17 protein-coding genes and 2 tRNA genes are annotated in these 20,133 nt (G+C 64.9%); 4 read left to right on the top strand and 15 right to left on the bottom strand.

Annotation, left to right across the window (positions count from 1 at the left end):
• Nucleotide 1 precedes the first annotated feature (1 nt).
• Nucleotides 2–2,128, top strand: a complete 2,127-nt coding sequence (locus tag ACSFA3_RS03805) for a TadG family pilus assembly protein (protein ID WP_435504060.1) — start codon at nt 2–4, stop codon at nt 2,126–2,128.
• A 16-nt stretch (nt 2,129–2,144) separates the two neighbouring features.
• Here the strand turns inward: ACSFA3_RS03805 and ACSFA3_RS03810 are convergent, their stop codons facing one another.
• Both ACSFA3_RS03810 and ACSFA3_RS03815 read right to left on the bottom strand, forming a co-directional pair.
• Nucleotides 2,145–4,382 carry a PhoX family protein gene (locus tag ACSFA3_RS03810; RefSeq protein ID WP_435504061.1) on the bottom strand — a complete coding sequence of 746 codons (2,238 nt, stop codon included), beginning with the start codon at nt 4,380–4,382 and terminating at the stop codon, nt 2,145–2,147.
• Between the two features lie 134 nt (nt 4,383–4,516).
• Nucleotides 4,517–4,603, bottom strand: a tRNA-Leu gene (locus ACSFA3_RS03815).
• Between the two features lie 171 nt (nt 4,604–4,774).
• Between ACSFA3_RS03815 and ACSFA3_RS03820 the strand changes: the two genes are divergently transcribed.
• A complete protein-coding gene (locus ACSFA3_RS03820; RefSeq protein WP_435504062.1) occupies nt 4,775–5,707 on the top strand; it encodes a DUF6279 family lipoprotein in 933 nt (310 codons plus the stop codon).
• A 145-nt stretch (nt 5,708–5,852) separates the two neighbouring features.
• Here ACSFA3_RS03820 and ACSFA3_RS03825 read toward each other — a convergent pair whose 3' ends face one another.
• Nucleotides 5,853–6,962, bottom strand: a complete 1,110-nt coding sequence (locus ACSFA3_RS03825; RefSeq protein WP_435504063.1) for a potassium channel family protein — start codon at nt 6,960–6,962, stop codon at nt 5,853–5,855.
• A 77-nt stretch (nt 6,963–7,039) separates the two neighbouring features.
• Between ACSFA3_RS03825 and ACSFA3_RS03830 the strand changes: the two genes are divergently transcribed.
• Nucleotides 7,040–7,954: a protein NO VEIN domain-containing protein gene (locus ACSFA3_RS03830; protein WP_435504064.1), complete on the top strand. Its 915-nt coding sequence runs from the start codon at nt 7,040–7,042 to the stop codon at nt 7,952–7,954.
• A gap of 4 nt (nt 7,955–7,958) precedes the next feature.
• Here the strand turns inward: ACSFA3_RS03830 and ACSFA3_RS03835 are convergent, their stop codons facing one another.
• Genes ACSFA3_RS03835 through ACSFA3_RS03850 form a run of 4 tightly spaced genes read right to left on the bottom strand, consistent with a single transcriptional unit; the run spans nt 7,959 to nt 11,707 of the window.
• Nucleotides 7,959–8,831: an ABC transporter permease gene (locus tag ACSFA3_RS03835; RefSeq protein ID WP_435504065.1), complete on the bottom strand. Its 873-nt coding sequence runs from the start codon at nt 8,829–8,831 to the stop codon at nt 7,959–7,961.
• A complete protein-coding gene (locus ACSFA3_RS03840; protein WP_435504066.1) occupies nt 8,828–9,700 on the bottom strand; it encodes an ABC transporter ATP-binding protein in 873 nt (290 codons plus the stop codon). The genes ACSFA3_RS03835 and ACSFA3_RS03840 overlap by 4 nt, the downstream gene beginning before the upstream one ends.
• 59 nt (nt 9,701–9,759) lie before the next feature.
• A complete protein-coding gene (locus tag ACSFA3_RS03845; protein ID WP_435504067.1) occupies nt 9,760–10,770 on the bottom strand; it encodes an ABC transporter substrate-binding protein in 1,011 nt (336 codons plus the stop codon).
• A 43-nt stretch (nt 10,771–10,813) separates the two neighbouring features.
• Complete coding sequence (locus tag ACSFA3_RS03850; protein WP_435504068.1) at nt 10,814–11,707, bottom strand: TauD/TfdA dioxygenase family protein; 894 nt, start codon at nt 11,705–11,707, stop codon at nt 10,814–10,816.
• A 256-nt stretch (nt 11,708–11,963) separates the two neighbouring features.
• Between ACSFA3_RS03850 and ACSFA3_RS03855 the strand changes: the two genes are divergently transcribed.
• The gene (locus tag ACSFA3_RS03855) at nt 11,964–13,142 is read left to right on the top strand and encodes an acyltransferase family protein (protein WP_435504069.1); all 1,179 of its coding nucleotides are present in this window, start codon (nt 11,964–11,966) and stop codon (nt 13,140–13,142) included.
• A gap of 15 nt (nt 13,143–13,157) precedes the next feature.
• Here the strand turns inward: ACSFA3_RS03855 and ACSFA3_RS03860 are convergent.
• The 8 genes from ACSFA3_RS03860 to ACSFA3_RS03895 all read right to left on the bottom strand — a co-directional run bounded on the left by ACSFA3_RS03860 (nt 13,158) and on the right by ACSFA3_RS03895 (nt 20,118).
• Nucleotides 13,158–13,231, bottom strand: a tRNA-Cys gene (locus ACSFA3_RS03860).
• A 77-nt stretch (nt 13,232–13,308) separates the two neighbouring features.
• Nucleotides 13,309–14,028 (bottom strand): GntR family transcriptional regulator, encoded by a 720-nt coding sequence (locus tag ACSFA3_RS03865; RefSeq protein WP_435504070.1) that lies wholly within the window; start codon nt 14,026–14,028, stop codon nt 13,309–13,311.
• 9 nt (nt 14,029–14,037) lie between these two features.
• Nucleotides 14,038–14,703 carry a cysteine hydrolase family protein gene (locus tag ACSFA3_RS03870; protein WP_435504071.1) on the bottom strand — a complete coding sequence of 222 codons (666 nt, stop codon included), beginning with the start codon at nt 14,701–14,703 and terminating at the stop codon, nt 14,038–14,040.
• The gene (locus tag ACSFA3_RS03875; RefSeq protein WP_435504072.1) at nt 14,703–16,304 is read right to left on the bottom strand and encodes an ABC transporter ATP-binding protein; all 1,602 of its coding nucleotides are present in this window, start codon (nt 16,302–16,304) and stop codon (nt 14,703–14,705) included. The genes ACSFA3_RS03870 and ACSFA3_RS03875 overlap by 1 nt, the downstream gene beginning before the upstream one ends.
• Nucleotides 16,305–16,318: 14 nt before the next feature.
• Nucleotides 16,319–17,002, bottom strand: coding sequence for a biuret amidohydrolase (gene biuH / locus ACSFA3_RS03880; protein WP_435504073.1), 684 nt, complete (start codon nt 17,000–17,002; stop codon nt 16,319–16,321).
• Between the two features lie 4 nt (nt 17,003–17,006).
• Nucleotides 17,007–18,092 carry a formamidase gene (locus ACSFA3_RS03885; protein WP_435504074.1) on the bottom strand — a complete coding sequence of 362 codons (1,086 nt, stop codon included), beginning with the start codon at nt 18,090–18,092 and terminating at the stop codon, nt 17,007–17,009.
• An 11-nt stretch (nt 18,093–18,103) separates the two neighbouring features.
• Nucleotides 18,104–19,024 carry an ABC transporter permease gene (locus ACSFA3_RS03890; protein WP_435504075.1) on the bottom strand — a complete coding sequence of 307 codons (921 nt, stop codon included), beginning with the start codon at nt 19,022–19,024 and terminating at the stop codon, nt 18,104–18,106.
• The gene (locus tag ACSFA3_RS03895; protein ID WP_435504076.1) at nt 19,021–20,118 is read right to left on the bottom strand and encodes an ABC transporter permease; all 1,098 of its coding nucleotides are present in this window, start codon (nt 20,116–20,118) and stop codon (nt 19,021–19,023) included. The genes ACSFA3_RS03890 and ACSFA3_RS03895 overlap by 4 nt, the downstream gene beginning before the upstream one ends.
• Nucleotides 20,119–20,133 lie beyond the last annotated feature (15 nt).

A 20,133-nucleotide genomic window follows, 5' to 3' on the forward strand; every position in this document is an offset into this window, starting at 1 on the left:
AGTGCACACGCCCTATTTCTCGTCGCGGCTCCGGCGCCGCCGGCAACGCGGCTCCGTCGTCGTCACCGCTGCCATGGCGCTGAGCCTGATCGTCGCGGTGCTGCTGGGCAGCGAGATAGCCTATCTTTTCTACATGAAGCGCGAATTCCAGAAGACCGCCGACCTGGCCGCGCTCGCGGGTGCGCAGCGGTTGCTGCCTTCGCCCGGTGTCGACACCTGCGCCAATGCCAAGACCCAGGCGACGCAGAACGCAGCGCGCAATCTGGCCGGCATCGCGCTGTCGACGATCGAATGCGGCCAGTGGGCCGGCAGCATTACGGGCGAGCGGCATTTCACGAGCGGCGGCGCCGACCCGAACGCCTTGCGCGTCACGATCAGGTCCGCGCCACCGGTGTCGATACTGCCGCACCTCGGCGGCGCGCGCACCATCGCGGTCGAGGCGCTCGCCATGCTCGATGCGCCCATCGCGGCGATCTCGGTCACGCCGCGCCTGATGCGCTTCAATGGCGACTCGACGCTCGGCGCTTCGCTGAAGGCGATCGGCCTGAACATCGACAACAGCATCCTCGTCGGCTATGAAGGTCTGGCGACGGTGCCGATCACGCCGGGCGGACTGCTGTGCGCGATTCCCGGCGCCGCGCTGTGCCCCGCCGCCAGCATTTCGGTCGCCAGCCTGAACAGTCTGATCGATACCGACATCACGCTCGGACAGCTTCTCGATGCAGTCGTCGCGGCCGGCGGGCGCACCGACCTCCTGAGTGCCAACGTCGCGCTGGTGAACGCGCTCAAGACGGCACTCGGCGCGACGACGCTCGACATGCGACTCGGCTCCGCCAGCGGCGCCTCGGCGCTGTTCGCGACCATCACGGCATCGAACGGCTACACCGCTCTCGCCTCCCAGCTCAACGCGCTCGATGTGATCCGCACCGCCATCGGCGTGGCGAGCTCGGGTCATGCGGTCAGCATTCCGTCGCTCAACATCTCGCTGATCGGGCTTGCCAGCGTGACGGCGAAGATCGGCGTCGTGGAGCCGCCTTCGATCGCGATCGGCCGGAAGGGCATCACGGCGTACAGCGCGCAGATGCGCACGTTCATCCACGTGCGCAGCGACGACGCGCTGATCGGCAGCCTGCTCGCGCCCCTGATCAAACTGAATCTGCCGATCGTGCTCGACGTGATCTCGGCACAGGCAAAGCTCGAGGATCTCTGCACGCCCGCGCTCGCCACTGCGTCGAACGAACAGCGCGCCGTGCTTTCGGCGACCGGCGCACTCGCGAAGTCCTGCATCGGACGCATCGCCAACGCGTCGGGCACGCAGGATTGCGCCGTTGCGGCCACCGCGCCGGCCTACAAGGCCTGCTTCGATCAGCTGCTGTTCTCCAAGCGGCAGTTGTGCGACGACAGCCTGTTCGACATGGAACTGGTCAACGTGCTCGGCCTGCTGAAAACGACGAATCACCTGCGCATCGCCGCTCTGCCGCTCGACACGCCGAGCCGCGTGACGCTGCAGCAGGGCGAAACCGGAACGCTGGGCAACAATCTCGCGATCGGCAGCACGGTATCTAACCTGGTGTCGCAGACGACGACATTGCTCTTCACCAACACGTCGTCCAGCGGCACGCCGAGCAGCGCCAACCTGACGGATATCGCCAACCAGATATGGAACGACAGCGGCAGATCGGCAGCGAACGGCGGCGCGGGATGCACGGCGGACACGACCGCCTGTCGCGCCTCGCGTCTCGCGAACGCGAAGCAGCGCATCGAGGCCAACGCCGCGCAGAGCGGCCTGCTCAGCGGGCTGGTCAACGGCATCGGCGATCTCCTGGGTGCCGTCGGCGGACTGGCGAGCGGCGACGGCTGCAGCTACACCGGTCTCTTCGGCACGACGTCGAACGCAGGTTGCGTGACCCTGCTGAAGAACACGCTGACGAAAGCCAGCGGCAGCAGCAGCGGCGGCACCGCCTCCAACAGCCTCGCGGTTCTCGCGGGGATGCTGAAGCCGGTGCTGAACGCCATCGGCGCCAACGTGCTGACGCCGCTGCTGCAGAACGTGCTCGGCATCTACCTGGGCCAGGTGGATGTCAAGGTCGAATCGCTGCAGTGCGGCAATTCGAAGCTGGTCTACTGACCGCTCTACCGACCGCTCAGGTACCGATCGGCCCGCCGTCGTTGCGCGTGATCACGATCGTGGCCGAACGCGGGCGCGCGTTGCCGCCTTCCGGCCAATGGCTGCCGAACTGGGCCGGCGTGCCGATGCTGGCATTCGGCGTGGTTTCGCCCGGATGCTGGATGTTCACGAAAAGCGCACGGCCGTCGCCGGATTCGGCGATGCCGGTGATCTCGCAATCCTTCGGTCCGACCAGGAAGCGGCGCAGGCCGTCGTTGCCCGGCGCCTTGCCGACGAAAGTCGCCTGCGTGGCGGTCGTGGCGCCGCTGGTGTTGACGATCGTCTTCGCAGCGCCGTCGCCGACCTTGCCGGGAACGGCGGCCAGAAGCATGCAGTTGGTGACGTCGGTGTAGGCACCGTCGTCGGTTTCCAGCCACAGCAGGCCGGGGTTCGCCTGGCTGAACCACATGCCGTCGGGGCTGGAGAAGTCGTTGTCGGCACTCAGTTGCGACAGGTTGACGTCGGCCGAAGCGGTCGAGCGCGCGCCGAACAGGTAGACGTCCCACTTGAAGGTGAGCGCTGCAGGATTGGCGCCATCGTCCGCGAAACGCACGATGTGGCCGTTCGGGTTACCGGTCTGCGCAGTGGCCGCAGTGCCCTTCGGGTCGTTGTAGAAGCGCGGATTGGCCGCATCGGTCGCGGTGATCGGGCGCGACGCCGCGTTGGTGTTGGTCAGCGTGACGTACACCTCGCCGGTCTTCGGATTGACGGCGGTCCACTCAGGGCGGTCCATCTTCGTCGCGCCGGCCACGTCGGCCGCGAGCCGCGCATTGACGACCACGTCGGCTGCGTCGGCAAATGCATAGCTGGCATTGGTCGAGGTGATGCCGTTGACGCCGAGCTTCAATTCGAGCCATACGCCCGTGCCGTCGGCATTGAAGCGCGCGACGTAGAGACGGCCATCGTCCATGTACTTGTCGCCGACAGTCAGGCCGCCGCCGACGTCGGCCGCGTTCCAGTTCTGCGTCGACACGAATTTGTAGATGTATTCGTTGCGCGAGTCGTCACCCATGTACCAGACCAGCGGCTTGCCGACCACGACCGGACCGAGGCAGGCGCCTTCGTGGCCGAAGCGGCCGAGCGCGGTGCGCTTGCGCGGCGTGCTGGTGGGTGCGAACGGATCGATCTCGACCACCCAGCCATAGGTATTGGCACCGTTGCGATAGTCGGCAGCGGCACTTGCCGCGCCGGCGAGCACCTGCGTGTTCCAGCGGCCGTACAGGTTGTCGGCGGTGTCGGGCGTGACGGTGGCCCACAGTTCGCGGCCGGTGCCGGAGACGCCGTAGCGGGCGAAGGAAACTAGTTCCTTCGCGCTGCGCAAAGGATTATCGGTGGCGACGATGCGGCGGAAGTAGCCGGCCCAGTTCTCTTCGCAGGTGAGGTACGTGCCCCACGGCGTCGTGCCGTTGGCGCAGTTGTTCACCGTGCCGCGCGTGCGCGAGCCATCGATCGAGTACTTGGTCGTCAGGTAGGCGGTCTTTGCAGCGGGGCCGGAGAAGGTCATCTCGGTCAGCGTATGGACGCGACGGTTGAACGTCGAACCCTGCGTGTAGCTCCAGGTGCTGCCGGTGCGAGCCACGTCGATCACGCTGACGCCGTGCAGGTAGAACTCGCGCAGCACTTCATCGGCGACCGTGCGCACCTGTGCGTTGCCGGTGCCCGAGACGGTCTGGCCGGTGGGATGCAGGAACAGCGGCGTGATGGCTTCGTGGTTCATCACCAGCAGACCGCGCGCGACGCTGCTCGGCAGCCATTTGTTGGTCGCGTCGATGCCGAAATACGTCATGCCGTCGTGGTGATCGCCGGCGCGGCGGTCGTAGGTCGATGCGGCGTCGGTGCCGTCGTTGGCATAGGCAGGCACGCCGGTGGCGATCGGGTCGCCGAGTCGGTAGAGCACGCTGGCGGTGTAGCCGGCGGGAACGACGACGGTGTCGGCGAGGCCCTTGGCGACAGCATTGAATTTGAGCGAGGGCGCTGCGGGTGCCGGAGCGGGCGCCGGAGCCGGGGCCGGCGTTGCTGCGACGGCGTCGTCGCTGCCGCCACCGCAGGCCTGGAGCAAGGCGACGCTGGCCGCGCCTGCACCGAGACCCAGCAGGTTGCGGCGGCTCAGGCGAGAAGCGATGAGGTCGTTGAAAGAAGGATTGGCTGTCGGGTTGTGGCCGATGTCGTCGGGATCGATGGCGCGGTCGATATCGTGGCGCGTGTTCGCAGGCATTCTTTGTTCTCTCGTGGTGGGGTCAGGTGGAAGTCAGGAATCCACCCACGAAAGTACTAGCGGTGCGTGTCGCTGGCGCGACGGCGATGTGTCAGAGGGATGACAGCGCCTGGAAAGAATGCGGAGGAAATGTGTGGTGCCCGAGGCCGGAATCGAACCGGCACGACCGCGAAGTCGAGGGATTTTAAGTCCCTTGTGTCTACCGATTTCACCACTCGGGCGCGCACTTTTCGTCGTCGAGGTTAGCACAGGCTTTTGCCGATACCGACGCATGAAACGGTGCGGCATTGGACTGCGTACGGTCGGGAAACCGGGCCGCAGCGGGTGTCGAACCAACCGTTAGATTAGTCCCTGCCGATTCCGACGACTCACCTGGGAAACAGATGCGAAAGATGCGATTTCCTGCCTTCGTGCACACCACACTGGTGAAGATGCTGTGCGCCATCCTGGTGGGAGTCGCGCTTTCCGGCTGCAGCGCAATCAAGCTGGCCTACAACAATCTGCCGGAGCTCGGCTACTGGTGGCTCGACGGCTATGTCGACTTTTCCGGCGCCCAGACGCCGCAGGTCCGCGACCAGCTGGCCCAGCTGCTCGAACGCCATCGCAAGAACGAACTGCCCAGACTGCTCGCGCTGGTCGAAAAAGCGGAGCGCATGGCGCCGGAAGATGTCACGGGAAGCCAGATCTGCATTTTCAGCGACGAGATTCGCACCCGCGTTCTTGCCGTCGCGCTGGACGCGTCGCAGGCAGGCGCGGAACTCGCTGCGACGCTGAGCGCCTCGCAGCTTCAATACTTGCAGGCCAAATACGCCAAGGTCAACGCCGAGTATGCGGACGACTGGCTCGATCGCAGTCCCGACCAGCAGCATAAAAAGCGTTACGACACCTTCCTCGACCGCAGCGAGGACTTCTACGGCACGCTGGACAACGGGCAACGCACCTTGCTGCGCGAACTCGTCGACAGGTCGATCTTCGACCCGCGTCTCGTGGATGCGGAACGTCGCCAGCGGCAACAGGAGTTCCTGGGTCTGCTGCGTCGCATGGGATCGGGCAAGGCGCCGGTCCGCGAGCTGCGTGCGGCCATCGACGCGTATTCGAAACGCATCGCCGAACCGCCGCCCGGCGCATGGAAGGACTACCAGCATGCGCTGCTTCAGGAAAGCTGCACCAACATCGCCGCACTGCACAAGGTGACGCGTCCCGATCAGCGCGAGCGTGCAGCGCGCCGGTTGCAGTCGTATGCGCAGGATGTGAGGGATCTCATCGCAAAGCCACTGGCGCCACAACCTGCGACGCCTCGCGATCCGAATGCGGCGCTCAGGTAATTAGCTCAGGTGATGGAATCGAAAGCGCCTGCCGCAACCTTGGCACGCAGCGTCAGCGTGTAGAGTCCCCAGGAATGCACGAGCCCGTGCGATTTCCTGCGTTCCGTTCCGATGGAATTCTTCACATTTAAAGTTCGCTCTCGACTTATTCGCGTCCCTTCATGAGTTCCAGCAGGATCGCGTCGCGACCGAAACGTTCAGGCTGCAACTCGTCGGGACCCATCCAGTCCGGCAACGGCAGCATCAGGTAAGCCGCCAGTCCCTGGAGTTGCGGCTCATAGGTCGAACGAAGTTTGCGGATGGCCTGGCGAGCGGCCGCGTCGTCGCGCCATTCCGGCAGCAGTTTGCGGATCGTCGGCGTCAGCGTCTGCAACGAGGCATCGTCCATTCGCCGGTCGGAAGCGGGTTTCGGGCGACCTGTCGCGAGCGCTTCGCTCGACTCGTCCAGCATGCGACGCAAAGCCGAGAACGTCGCCGTCGCCTGATGGCACCGTGCATCGGCACCGCCGGCGATCAGCAAGGTGCACACGTCGAGCACCACCGCCAGCGAGCCGAGCCACGAATGGCCCTCATGCTGCGAACGATAGAAAGCCAGCATCGGATACACGGCATGGCTTTCGATCAGGTCGCTGGCCCAGGTCTCCCAGCCCGTGAGCCAGCGTTCGAGCGACTCGGCATTGCCGTGTGCATGCCATGCGAGCAATGAAGCGGCGGTTGGCGGCGAGCCGGCGCGTGCCGAGAACTCGATCAGCTGGATGTCGCGCCGCGCGAAATGCTGATAGAGCACCGGCAGATAGCCGATGGTCAACGCGATGAAGCCGAAGCCGGTGCCGGCCTCGACGATCACCAGCAGCCGCGCCAGCAGGTTGTGCGGCACGTTGTCGCCATAGCCGAGCGTGAAGAAGGCGTCGCCGCTGACCAGCATCTGTGCCGCCAGCGAATCGGAGCCCGCGTCGGGCACCAGCCGCTGCAGCGCCCACTGCATCAGGCCGAAGCCGACGATCAGGCATGCGCCCCACAGCGCGAACAGCGTCACCATCGCTAGCGGACCGTAGACGCCGATGAAATCCTCCCTGCGCCGACCCGCGGGCCAGAGCTTCGCGAGGCGTGACCAGACGGCCCAGGTCATTCGGAAGAAATAGCGGTTGACGCGGACCTGCCGGCGCACCGGGCGCGGCAGCAGCACGACCTCGAAAGCGTCGACGAGGATCGACAGCACCAGCAAGGCGCCGAGCAGCAGGACGGTGACGGGCATGGGACGCCGGAAGAAAAAAGCCGATCATGCCCCGGAGGCATACTTGAGGCGATCACAACTCGCCTGAATCTTTCAGCATGGAAAAAGAAGTCGACCCCGCCGTCCTCGCGGTCATCAACGAAAAACGCCTCATGGGCGACAAGCGCACGCCGGTCGAAATCATCGCCAAGATGGGCGTGTTCGAAGCACGGGACAAGGCGTCCGACCACGCGTGGCTGGCGACCGGCGACAACATCATCGCCACCGTCTGGGCCGAATACGTCAGCATCGGCTCGGGTGGTCGCTGGTTCATTCTCGAATCGCTCGATACGCAGCGCCGCATCGACGGCGGCGAGCGCAGCGTTCTGCAGATCCAGCGCGGGAAGGACCGGCTGGCGCTGCTCAAGCGCGCACTCGACGCGGACAAGCAGCTGCGCGTCGTGCTGCAGACCAACCGCGTCGCCATCGGCGACCTGGAAACCGACAAGGCCGCGAAGGTGTCGGTGCGCGTGCCGGACGACCAGGACTGGCACGTCGGCCATTGGGATCAGGAGCTCAAGATGGCGATCCTGATCCGCGGCCCGCGCGGCTGGCTGCCGAGCCAGGACGACATCCAGGCAGCGCGCCTACGAGGCAGCCTGCCGGCACCGAAACCCGAGGTCGTCGTCGTGCATTCGACGCGCGAGGAAATCCAGGCGGCTGCGATGACTTACGTCGTCAAGCACTTCGCCGGCTATGGCTACAAGACGGAAGACGTGTCGAGCCAGAAGCTCGGCTACGACATCGAGGTGTCGGACAAGAAGGGCAACACGCTGTTGAAGGTCGCCGTGAAAGGCACGGCGCCCGGCGTGACCAGCTTCCAGCTAACCGCAGAAGAACGGGCCGGCGTGAAGCGCGGCGACCCGTGGCGCCTGGTCGTGGTGATGGATGCGGGCAATCCGGCCGCGCAGCACAAGCTCTACAAGCCGACGGAAATCGACAGCGCGCCGGGACTCGAGCCGCTGCTCGGCTGACGTTTCAGCGCTGCTGGCCCCATTTCCTGATCGTCAGCCGCTCCAGCGTCGCGAAACCAAGGCTTTCGACGGCCAGCCCGATCAGCACCACCATTGCGAGGCCGGCGAACACCTTGTCGGTGTAGAGCTCGTTGCGGTTCTGGAAGATGTACCAGCCGAGTCCGCCCTGCCCCGACGATGCGCCGAACACGAGTTCGGCCGCGATCAGCGTGCGCCAGGCAAAGGCCCAGCCGATCTTCAGCCCCGACAGGATGGCCGGCAGCGCAGCCGGCACCAGGATCTGCAGCACATAGCGCAACCCCTTCAGCCCGTAATTGCGCCCTGCCATCCGCAGCGTCTCGGGCACGCCCTGGAAGCCCGCGTAAGTGTTGAGCGCCAGCGGCCAGAGCACCGAGTGGATCAGCACGAAGACGAGGCTGCCGCGCCCAAGCCCGAACCAGAGCAAGGCCAGCGGCAGCAGCGCGATGGCCGGCAGCGGGTTGAACATCGACGTCAGCGTGCCCAGCAGGTCGCGTCCGATCTGCGTCGACACTGCCAGCGTGGTCAGCCCGAAAGCCAGCAGTACCCCTGCGATGTAGCCCTGCAACAGCACCGCCATCGAAATCCGTACCTTGTTGATCAGTTCGCCGCTGGCGATGCCGTCGACAAGCGCCCGCGCAGTGGCCAGGAAAGTCGGCAACAGCAGGTCGTTGTCCTGCCAGCGCGCGGCGATCTCCCAGATCACGGCGAGCGCGACAAGGATAAGCCCCTTGCGCAACCATCCCTGCGCCCAGACGCGCGTGGCGAACGGCAGCGATCGCTCGACCGGAACTTCGGTGAAAACTTCCAGCCGGTTCTCGTACTCGGGCCGGATCGGCGGATTGACGGCGGCGTTCATGCGACCAGCCTCTTTTCCGAGTGTTCGACCGTTTCCTCGAAAAGCATGTTGTGGATGCGTTGCGCAGCCGCCTGGAATTCGACGCCGCCCTGGCTCGCGAGCGTGAAATCGTGGCTGTTGATTTCGGCGCGCATGCGGCCCGGATGCGGCGACAGCAATGCGATGCGGTTGCCGACCACCAGCGCTTCCTCGATCGAATGCGTGACGAACAGCAGCGTGAAGCGCACGTCGTCCCACAGTTCGAGCAATTCTTCCTGCATCTTGCGGCGCGTGAGCGCGTCCAGCGCGGCGAAAGGCTCGTCCATGAGCAGAACGCGCGGCTGCATCGCCAGCGCGCGTGCAATTGCCACACGTTGCTTCATGCCGCCCGAAAGCTGGTGCGGATGCACATCGGCGAACGGCGCCAGCCCGACCTTGTCGAGGTAGTGCAGCGCGCGCTCGGCGGCTTCCTTGCGACCCAGAGTGCGCGAGGCAAGCAGCGGAAACATCACGTTCTGCTTCACAGTCTTCCACGGCGGCAGCTGGTCGAACTCCTGGAATACGACGATGCGGTCCGGCCCCGGCGCGGTCACGCGTCGGCCGTCGAGCCGGATCTCACCTTCGACCGGCGGAATGAAGCCGCCGATCGCCTTCAGCAACGTCGATTTGCCGCAGCCCGACGGGCCGAGCAGCACGAAGCGGTCGGCCTCGTGCAGATCGAAGCTCACGCGATGCGTCGCGCGGACGACACGCTCCGGCGTGCGGTATTCGAGGCTGACGTTGTCGACTTGCAGAAGCGGGGCTTGCTCCCTCCCCTCCCGGGGGAGGGCTGGGGTGGGGGCCGGCAGCGCTGGCTTCGTTGCGACGTGGGTGACGGGTGCGGCCCCCATCCCAGCCTTCCCCCGGAGGGGGAAGGAGCCAATACCCGTACGCAAATTTGCGGTGCGCATCAGTTGCTGGCAGCGTTGTGCGCATCGTCGAAGAAATAATCCTTCGCCGAAGCCGGCTTGTTCTTGATCGCGCCCACGCGGTGCATGAACTCGGCCAGCGGGTAGGTGTTCTGCGGCGTCGTCTTGAACTGCACTTCGGGGTTCTTGATGATCTTCAGCAGCAGGTTGCGGTCGATCTTCGCGTTGCTGACCCTGATGTAGATGTCCGCCGCCTTCTCGGGATTAGCGGTGACGAACGCAGCCGCTTCGTCGAGCGCTGCAACGAAAGCCTTGTACGTCTTCGGGTTCTCGCTGCGCCATTTTTCGGTCGCGTACAGCACGGTGGCCGACGACGGACCGCCGAGCACGTCGTACGACTTGAGCACGATGTGCGCTTTCGGATTGCCTTCCAGCTCCTGCTCCTGGAAGGGCGGATTACCGAAGTGCCCGGTGATCTCGGTACCGCCCTTGATGATCGCCGCCGCAGCATCGGGATGCGGCACCGCGACGCTGATCTTGTCGAGCTTCGCGAAGTCCTTGTCGCCCCACAGCTTGGCCGACGCGAGCTGCAGCACGCGCGACTGCACCGACACGCCGACGGCCGGCACCGCGATGCGGTCCTTGTCGGTGAAATCGGCGATCGTCTTCACCGCCGGGTTGTTGCTGACCAGGTAGTACGGGAAGTTGCCGAGCGACGCCACGCCCTTCACGTTCTGCCGGCCCTTGGTGCGGTCCCAGATCGTCAGCAGCGGACCGACGCCGGCGCCGGCGATTTCGATGTTCCCGGAGAGCAGCGCGTCGTTCACAGCCGAGCCGCCCGAAAGCTTCACCCATTCGACCTTGGCATCGACGCCTTCGGCCTTGGCATGCTTCTCGATCAGCTTCTGGTCCTGCGCGACGTTGAGCAGCAGATAGACGATGCCGAACTGCTCGGCGATGCGAATCTGGCCTTCGGCATGGGCGACGAGGCCGGCAGTGAAGAGGGTCGCGCCGGCGAGAAGAGATACGGCGGTGCGTTTGAAGCGGTTCATGGAATCGGTGTCCTGAAAACTGGGGTTCGGCGTCGGTGATGGATCAGCGCGGCGTGTCGCCGATCACCGTCGTGCGATAGAGCTTGCGGCGCAGGTGATCGGGCGTACCGGCCGCCAGATGCATCAGCGAACGGTTGTCCCAGAACACGAGGTCGTGCGGCTTCCACGCATGGCGATAGACGAACTCCGGCTTCACGCTGTGCGCAAACAGCTCGGCCAGCAGCGCATCGCCCTCCTCCTTCGGCAGACCGACGATGCCGGTCGTGAAATGTTCGCTGACGAAAAGCGCCTTGCGGCCCGTTTCCGGATGCGTGCGTACCACCGGCTGCACGGCTGGCGCGACCTGATCGATCTGGTCCTGCGACAGCTTCGGCCGCCACGGATTCTTTGCGCGCAGTTCCTCGTACTTGGCGAGATAGCTGTGAGTCGCCTTGAGCGGCAGGATGCGCTGCTGCAGCGCCGGGCTCAGCGCCTCCCATGCCAGGTGCTGGTCGGCGAAAAGCGTGTCTCCGCCCTCTGACGGCAGTTCCTGCGCATGAAGCAGCGAACCCAGGCTGGGCTTCGGCTTGTACGAGATGTCCGAGTGCCAGTAGACACCCGCGTCGCCCAGACCTATCGGCTCGCCGTTTTCCTTGATGTTGGAAACGATGAGGATCTCGGGTTGTTGGGGCAACTGGAACTGGTGGAGCACGTGGATTTCGAGCGGGCCGAAACGGCGGCTGAATTCGACGTGCGCGGCGGGGGTGATCCGCTGGTCGCGGAAGACGACGACATGGTGATCGAGATGCGCGCGATGGATGCGCGCGAAATCAGCGTCGTTGATCGGCTTTGCGATGTCGAGACCGATGATTTCCGCGCCTACGGGGGCGTCGAACGGACGGACTTCGAAGGTCTGGGCTGGTGCGCTGGTGGCTTGCGGGGAAAGAACTGCCGGCATGAAATCAGTGACTGATGTGATCCGTGGGGATCGGAACAGTCACTTTAGGAGTGCCGAATCGGATTCGGAACGACTGATTTTTTGCTTGCTTATACGAAAAGCGGTCTAACGAGACCAGCATCAAGTCGACCTTCCGGTCCGGCAGGAAATGAGCTAAATTAATTCTCAAGAATTACAAGTTTTTTCAATGCCAAAGAGGACTCTTAAATGTCCTTGCCAGTGTTCAAAAACATAAAAACACTCGAACTAGCCCTCGATGACACCCAACCAAACGCCAAATGCGGTCGACTATTCCACCCCGACCAATAGCCGCGGCCTGAGCGCCGATCGCACGTACCACACCATGAGCTTCCTGCGGGCATTCGCTGCCCTGTGGGTGGTGGTGACGCATTGCATGATCTGGGGCGGCGCTTATTGGCGATGGTTGCCCAACCCGAAACTCGCTGTCGATCTGTTCATGATGCTTTCCGGCTTCGTGATGATGGCGTCGACCGGCTACGCCAAAGATGCCGCGACGCCGCGCGACTTTTCGTGGCGACGGTTCTGGTGGCGACGGTTCTTTCGGATCGCGCCGGCCTATTACCTGTCCCTGTTCTGCGCGGTGACGTTCAGCAATTACTACCTCAACGGTTATCAGGAATTCCGGGTATTGGATCCGGAACGCTGGGGAACGGATACGAGCTATGCGCCGATGCTCATTCACTACACGGCAGAAAACGTGCTGCTCCATCTCAGCTTTCTGTTCGGCCTGCATCCGGCGTATTCATGGGCCACGTTCCTGCCCGACTGGAGCCTGAGCCTGGAGATGCAGTTCTATGCCGTTTTCCCGCTGCTCGTGCTCGCCATGCGTCGGTTCGGGATGATCCTCGTGGCGCTGGTTCTGGCCGCGCTTGCATGGCGATTCATTCCTGGCTTGCGCCCGCTATGGCAGGAGCCCGCTCTGCTGCTGTTCAAGTTGCAGACCTTCATGGCGGGCATGCTCGCATTCACCGCAGTCGCCGCGCGTGGTCGTTATGCTTTGGCGCTTTTCGCCGCAGGATGCGCGCTGATAGCGCTCGATCCATCGAGCGTCTGGCGATCCTATGTTCTGTATGCAGTGCTGTTCATAGGCGCGCGACTCGAGCATGCCGGTCGCCTGCCTTCGGCGCTGACGTCGTTGCTGCAGGGACGTCTGGTCAGGTTCACTGCCGAGACTTCATATAGCGTTTACCTGTTCCACGGCTTTTTCATCGCGGGCTTCGGGCTGATCCTGACGCATGGTTGGCTGATCGACCTGAGTCCGTTCGCGCGGGTGTGCGCGATGCTGGTCTTTGTCGTTCCCGGGGTCTATCTGTTCGCCCATCTCGTGATGCTGTGGGTCGAAAAACCGGGTATCGCATTGGGGAACCGACTGACGCGGCGCAAGCCGGTTGCGGAACTGGCGACGGATCGCTGAGAACGCGTTGGGAGTTGGAGGCGCGACCCGGAGTCGAACCGGGCTACACGGATTTGCAATCCGTTGCATAACCGCTTTGCTATCGCGCCGTTATCCCATGCACATCAATTGTCTTGCGAAAACTGGATTGCAAGTCTACACCATCCGCAACGGCGCCCAGCCGGCGCTAACTGGCCGCATGCCGCGCCATGTGCACCTGATGCAGCGTGATCTTCCGCACCTCCGCCTGGCTAGTCTCGATATGCGCCCGCAGCAACATCGCTGCCTGGTCTCCGCGATTGGCGAGCACGGCCTTGAGGATCTTCGCGTGCTCGTCGTAAGTCGCGTCGATGCGCGGCTGCTGCGTGAAATCGAGCCGCCGGATGATGCGGATGCGGTCGGTCACCTCGCGGTGCACGCGGGCCATTTCGGCGTTGCCGGCGGCGGCGACCAGCGTGCAGTGGAATTCTTCATCCCACTTAGCGACCTGAGCCGTGGCGCTGCTGCGTTGCGCCTCGGGCACCAGCCAGATATCGGCCAGACCGTCGATCGCCGTGCGGTCGATGTGACGGTCGGTTTCGCACAGGCGATGTACGGCAGTGGTCTCCAGGATCATCCGCAGGTCGTAGAACTGCTCGAATTGGTCGAAGTCGAACGGCAGCACACGCCAGCCGCTGCGGAACAGCACTTCGACAAAACCTTCCTGCTGCAGCCTGAACAGCGCCTGCCGCACCGGCGTACGCGAAACGCCTAGCCGTTCGCTGATTTCGTTTTCGGTGAAGCGGTCGCCGGGCACGAGCTTGAACTCGGCGACGTCGCGCTTGAGTTGCGCATAGACCTCGGCCGCGCGAGTGCGGAAGACGGCGGGATCGGCGGCGATGACGGGGGCTGAGCGGACGGTAGACACGGGGCGATATTAGTCGCCGAGCGCGGCGATCGCCTCTGCGCTGGTCGCCGTCCAGCCGACGATGCCGCCTTGCGCGCGGATCATCTCGACCGTCGCATCCTTGAACGCAGGAAAGTAGCTTTCGGTGCAGTCCTCGATCAGCAGGCATTCGTAGCCGCGGTCGTTGGCCTCGCGCATGCTGGTCTGCACGCAGACTTCGGTCGTCACGCCGCCGAACAGCAGATGCGTGATGCCGCGCTCCTGCAGCACGGCCTGCAATCCGGTGGCGTAGAAAGCGCCCTTGCCCGGCTTGTCGATAACCAGTTCGCCGTCGACCGGCGCCAGCGCCTCGACGATCTGGCTTCCCGGCTCGCCGACGATCAGGATGCGCCCCATTGGCCCGGCATCACCGATGCGCAGCGTCGGGTTGCCGCGATCGCGCTTGGCCGGCGGACAGTCCGAAAGGTCCGGGCGATGCGCCTCGCGTGTGTGCACGACACAACCACCTGCATTGCGCCACGTTTCGAGCATGCGTCGTGTCGCAGGCACGATGGCCTGAAGCAGCGAAACGTCGTTGCCCAGCGTGTCGCCGAAACCGCCGGGCTCCATGAAGTCGCGCTGGAAGTCGATGAGGACGAGCGCCGTCGTCTTCACTTCGAAATCGTAGGGAAACGGCCGGGCTTCTTCGATGCGCATCAGTGATTTCCTCCGCCCATGTGGGCACCCAGCACGTGACGCTCGGCCGTCGCGGCAGCCGTTTCGAACACAACCCGCCCTTCGCTCATCACGACGATGCGGTCCGAAAGCTCCAGCAGCTCGTCGAGGTCTTCGCTGATCAGCAGTACAGCACCGCCTTTCTCCCGAACCTGCACGATGCGTGAATGGATTTCCGCCACGGCAGCGAAGTCGAGTCCGAACACCGGATTCGCAGCGATCAGCACGTTGATGTCGCCTGCCAGTTCGCGCGCCAGCACCGCGCGCTGCACGTTGCCGCCGGAAAGGCTGCGGATCGGCGCTCCCTCGCCCTGCGTCTTGACTCCGTACTCGGCAATCCACTCGCGCGCCCGGCTGCGCCAGGCCGGAAAATTCAGCAACCCGCCGCGTGCGAGCGGTGGCCGATCGAAATCGCGCAGCGCCATGTTCTCGGCCACGCTCAGGTCGCCGACACACGCATTGCGCAACGGCTCTTCGGGCAGGCTGCGCACCTTGAGTTCGCGGTTCTCGGCACGGCTGGCCGCATAGGGCTTGCCCATCACCGTGACCTTGCCGGACAGACGTGCGCGCTGTCCGACCAGCGCCTCGACGAGTTCCCGCTGTCCGTTGCCCGACACGCCGGCCACGCCGAGAATTTCTCCTGCCTTAACCGAAAGACTGAGGTCGTGCACGGCCAGCGTGCCGCGGTCGCCCATCGCTTGCAGTCGGTCGACATGGAGCGCGACCGGCGCATTCGCCGCCAGCGCTTTCATGGTGTGCAAGGCACGCCCGGTGCGCACGGCGGGCGCGTCGATTTCGAGCGGCGGCGCGCCCGCACCCTCGCCCATCATCGACGCCGCCAGCTGCGCCGGGCTGGTCTGGTCGACGCGGCAGTGGTGCACCGCTTTCCCGCGCCGCAGCACCGTCACGCTGTCGGCGTACGCCATCACTTCACGAAACTTGTGCGTGATGATGAGAACGGTGCACATGCCGCTCCTGGCGAAGTCGCGGACATGGCCCAGGACCTCATCGGCTTCCTGCGGCGTCAGCACGGAAGTCGGCTCGTCGAGGATCAGCAATCGCGGGCGCAGATAGAGCTGCTTGAGAAGTTCCAGCTTCTGCTTTTCGCCGGCCGCGAGCGACGACGGCGTCACATCGAGATCGAGGCTGAACGGCGTGGTCGCGAGAAACGCCTCAAGCTCCGCGCGCTTCTTCTTCCAGTCGATCAGCGCGGGCGTCTTGCCGCCGGCCATCAACAAATTTTCGGCCACCGTCATGCCTGGCGCGAGCGTGAAGTGCTGGTAGACCATGCCGATGCCGAGTTGGCGCGCGACGACCGGATTTGCGATGTCGTGCTCGCGCCCATCGATCAGGATGCTGCCCTCTTCCGCCCTCTGGAAGCCTGCCACGCACTTCACCAGCGTGCTCTTGCCCGCGCCGTTCTCGCCAAGCAGTGCATGCACCGTGCCGGGCTCGACGCGCATTGTCACGCTGTCCATCGCGGTGAAGCTGCCGAATCGCTTGGTGAGCTGGTAGGTATCGAGCGCGAGTGCGCCCGTGGCGGTAGGCAAGGCGCCGATGGGGGTCGTGACTTCGTCGCGCATTGTGTCCTTGGGCTCTAGAGCGCCGCCAGCAGCGCCGCCGAATCCGCATGCGCGCCGAACACGCCGCCCTGCATCGTGATCATCTTCAGCGCCGCGAGATGGTTGCCGTGGTCCGTCGCAGCGGTGCAGTCGGACAGCAGCAGGCATTCGAAGCCGCGATCGTTGGCGTCGCGCATCGTGGTGTGGACGCAGACGTCGGTCGTGATGCCGGTGAGGATCAGGTTCTCGATACCGCGCGTGCGCAAGATGAGTTCGAGGTCGGTCGCGTAAAAAGATCCCTTGCCCGGCTTGTCGATGACGACTTCCCCGGGCAGCGGCGCCAGTGCCGGAATGATTTCCCAGCCTGGCTCGCCGCGCACCAGAATTCGCCCGCACGGCCCGTCGTCGCCGATGCCGACGCCCGCCGCGCCGATCTGCCGTGACCGCCAGCGCTTGTTGGCCGGCAGGTCGGCGAGGTCGGGCCGATGCCCTTCGCGCGTGTGGATGATGTGGAAACCGAGTTCGCGCATGCGCGCCATGACGCGCGCGATCGGCTCGATCGGCGCCTGGACCAGCGACAGGTCGTAGCCCATCACATCGACATAGCCGCCCTTGCCGCAGAAATCGGTCTGCATGTCGATGACGACCAGCGCGGTGTTCTGCGGACGCAGGTCGCCGTTGTACGGCCATGCGTAGGGTTGGGCGGCAATGGTCGTCATCGGGTCAGGTACCCGTCGCTCTGCGATGTTTCGAATCGGGGTCCTGCGGAATGTCGGGCACCGAAGCCGGCACGCGAGGCACCAGCGGATGCGTACCGGCACCTGCATAAGCGCGCACGGGCGGAACGAAACCGCAGGAACTGCCGTCGACCACCTTCACTTCGTCGCTCCACGGCAGCTTGTAGCGGCCGGCGGCCATGTCCTGCATGTAGGTGTACGGAAAGTCCTGCGCGCCGCCCTTCACGGCGACATAGCCGCGGTGATAGAGCTGGTAGATGTTGTTCTCGACGCCCCAGCCGGTGCGGGCTTCGCGCACCAGATCGGGACGCAGTTCGCAGGTGACGATCTCGTCGACGCGCCCGCCGCCCTCGACCATCACCGTGCCGTCGAAGTTGCAGAACATGCCCTCGCCCATCGAGTCGAAACTGCCGTCGCTGCCGCACATGCAGACACTCGCCGTGTAGGCCAGGTTGCAGAAGGCATTGGCCTGGTTGGTGATCTTCCAGGCATGGCGGATCGGCGCGGTGTAGCCGGCGGTGCGGATGATGATTTCCGCACCCTTGTACGCGGCCTCGCGCGCCATTTCGGGCAGCATGCCGTCGTGGCAGATGATGAGCGAGAGCTTGCTGCCGTTCGGTCCGTCGCAGACCGGTACGCCCAGGTTGCCCGGCTCCCACGGCTCGACCGGCACCCACGGATGCATCTTGCGGTAGTAGAGGCGGATGGCGCCGGTGTCGTCGACGATCAGGCCGCTGTTGTACGGATTGCCGTCGGGGTTGGCTTCCATGATCGAGAAGCAGCCCCAGATCGTGTTGTCGATGCAGGCCTTGCGGAAGGCCGCGACCTCGGGGCCGTCGAGCGTGCACATGATTTCCGGCGACGTGTCCATCGACAGGCCGTGCAGCGAATACTCCGGGAACACGACCAGGTCCATCGTGCCCTGGTTGCGCCGCGCCTTGCCGACCATGTCGACGATCCGCTGCGTCTGCGCAGCCAGATCCTCGGCTGTGCGGACCACCGGCAACTGCAGCTGAACCAGCCCGATGACGACGCCGTGCGCCGACTTGTTGAGACCACCGAAACCGCTCATGGGTGTCGTCCTTATCTAGTGGATGAAAGCTCGCCCGGGCTGCCGATGGCGACGCTGCCGGGTTTGCAGGTAAAGACCAGGATCACCAGCGTCAGCACATAGGGCACCGTATTGAACAGGTGATAGCCCCAGCCGACGCCGATCGATTGCAGCGCCGGGCCGATCGCCCCCGCGCCGCCGAATAGGAACGCCGCGCCGACGCATCGCAGCGGACTCCAGCGCGCGAAGATGACCAGCGCGACCGCGATCAGGCCCTGCCCGCTGGAGATGCCCTCGTTCCAGCTGCCCGGATAGAACAGCGTGAGCGACGCACCGCCGAGCCCCGCGATGGCGCCGCCCGCCGTCGTCGCTGCGATGCGGATGGCCGACACCGAGTAACCCAGAGCGCGCGTCGCGTTGGCCGAATCGCCCGCCATGCGCACCAGCAGACCGGCGCGCGTGCGGGCGAACCCCCAGTACAGGAATACCGCGATCAGCAGCCCGATAGGCACCAGCGCATTGAGTTGCAACGCAGATCGCACCACCGGGTTGTCGCTCCAGAAGCCGAGCGGAATGGCCGGAATCTGCGGCGCCTGCGGCTGGATCAGCGGCTTGCCGAGATAGAACGCGAGGCCGGTGCCGAACAGCATTAGCGCGATGCCGGTCGCGACATCATTGACGCGCTCCAGCGAGCACAGCAGACCGTGGAGCAATGCCAGCAGCGCGCCGGCAGCCGCGCCGACCAGCACGCCGGCCCAGGGCGAGTCGAAGTAATAGGCGCCGCCGAACGCCGCCATCGCCGAAAGCACCAGCACGCCCTCAAGACCGAGGTTGATTCGGCCCGACTTTTCGGTCAGGCATTCGCCCAGACTCACGAACAGGAACGGTGCACCGACACGCAACGCACCGCCGACGATTCCCGCGACCAGCGCAATCCATTGATCGACAGTCATCGGATTTCCTCCTTCCCCTTCCGGGGGAAGGCCGGGATGGGGGCTCCCCTCCCCCGGCTGGCAAATGAACGAACACGCCCCCAATCCACAGTCCGCAACCCCTCGCTCGCCAGGATCAGCACGAAAGCAATCCCCTGCAGCACCAGCACAGACGCATCCGGCAACCCCAGCCGCCGCTGCAGCAAGCTACCTGCCGCCCCGAAGCCGCCGAACAGAATCGCCACGGGAACGATCGCCGCCGGGTTGTGCCGTGCGATGAACGACACCAGGATGCCCGCGTAGCCGTAACCCGCGATCAGCGACGCGTTGGCGTTGGTGTGCACCGCCGCAACCTCTACCGCGCCGGCCACGCCCGCACACGCACCGCCGACCCCGCAGGCCGTCAAGATCAGCCGCGTCGCCGGCAAGCCCACCAGCTGCGCCGTCCTTGGATTGCCGCCCACCACCCGCACCGCAAAGCCAGAGGTCGTCATGCGCAGCCACAGCCCCATGCCGATGCATGCGACGACACCGATCGCCAGCCCCCAGTGAATGTCCGACCCGCCGATGCCACCGATCAGCAGGCCTTCGGGCAGCGAATATGTCGCAGGCTTGTTCAGGCTTGCCGGATCGCGCAACGGCCCTTCGACGAGATGCTTGAACAGTCCGATGGCGATATACGCAAGCAACAGGCTGCTGATCGTCTCGTTGATTCCGCGAAATTGCCGCAGCCAGCCGGCCAGCATGATCCAGAGCGCACCCGCCGCCGCAGCCGCGATGCAGACGATGACCGTGCCGACCACGTTGCCCGGCAACGGCAACACGTAAGGCAGCGCTGCGCAGGCCAATCCGCCCAGCACGACAGCGCCCTCGCCGCCGATGATGATCAGCCCGGCGCGCGCCGGGATCGCCACGCAAAGCGCAGTGAGCATCAACGGCGCCGCGCGCTGCAGCGTGTTCTGCCAGGAGAACCAGCTGCCGAACGCACCGGTGAAGAGCGTCGTCCAGACGTCCACCGGATCGACGCCCGCCAGCGCACCGAGCAAACCGAACAGCAGCAATGCCGCCGCGATGGCGAACACCGGATAGGCGATCTCTTTCAGCGCGGTGGGCATGGGAATCGGCTCGCG

It is taken from the genome of Variovorax glucosi (assembly GCF_051216695.1).
GTDB lineage: Bacteria > Pseudomonadota > Gammaproteobacteria > Burkholderiales > Burkholderiaceae_C > Variovorax.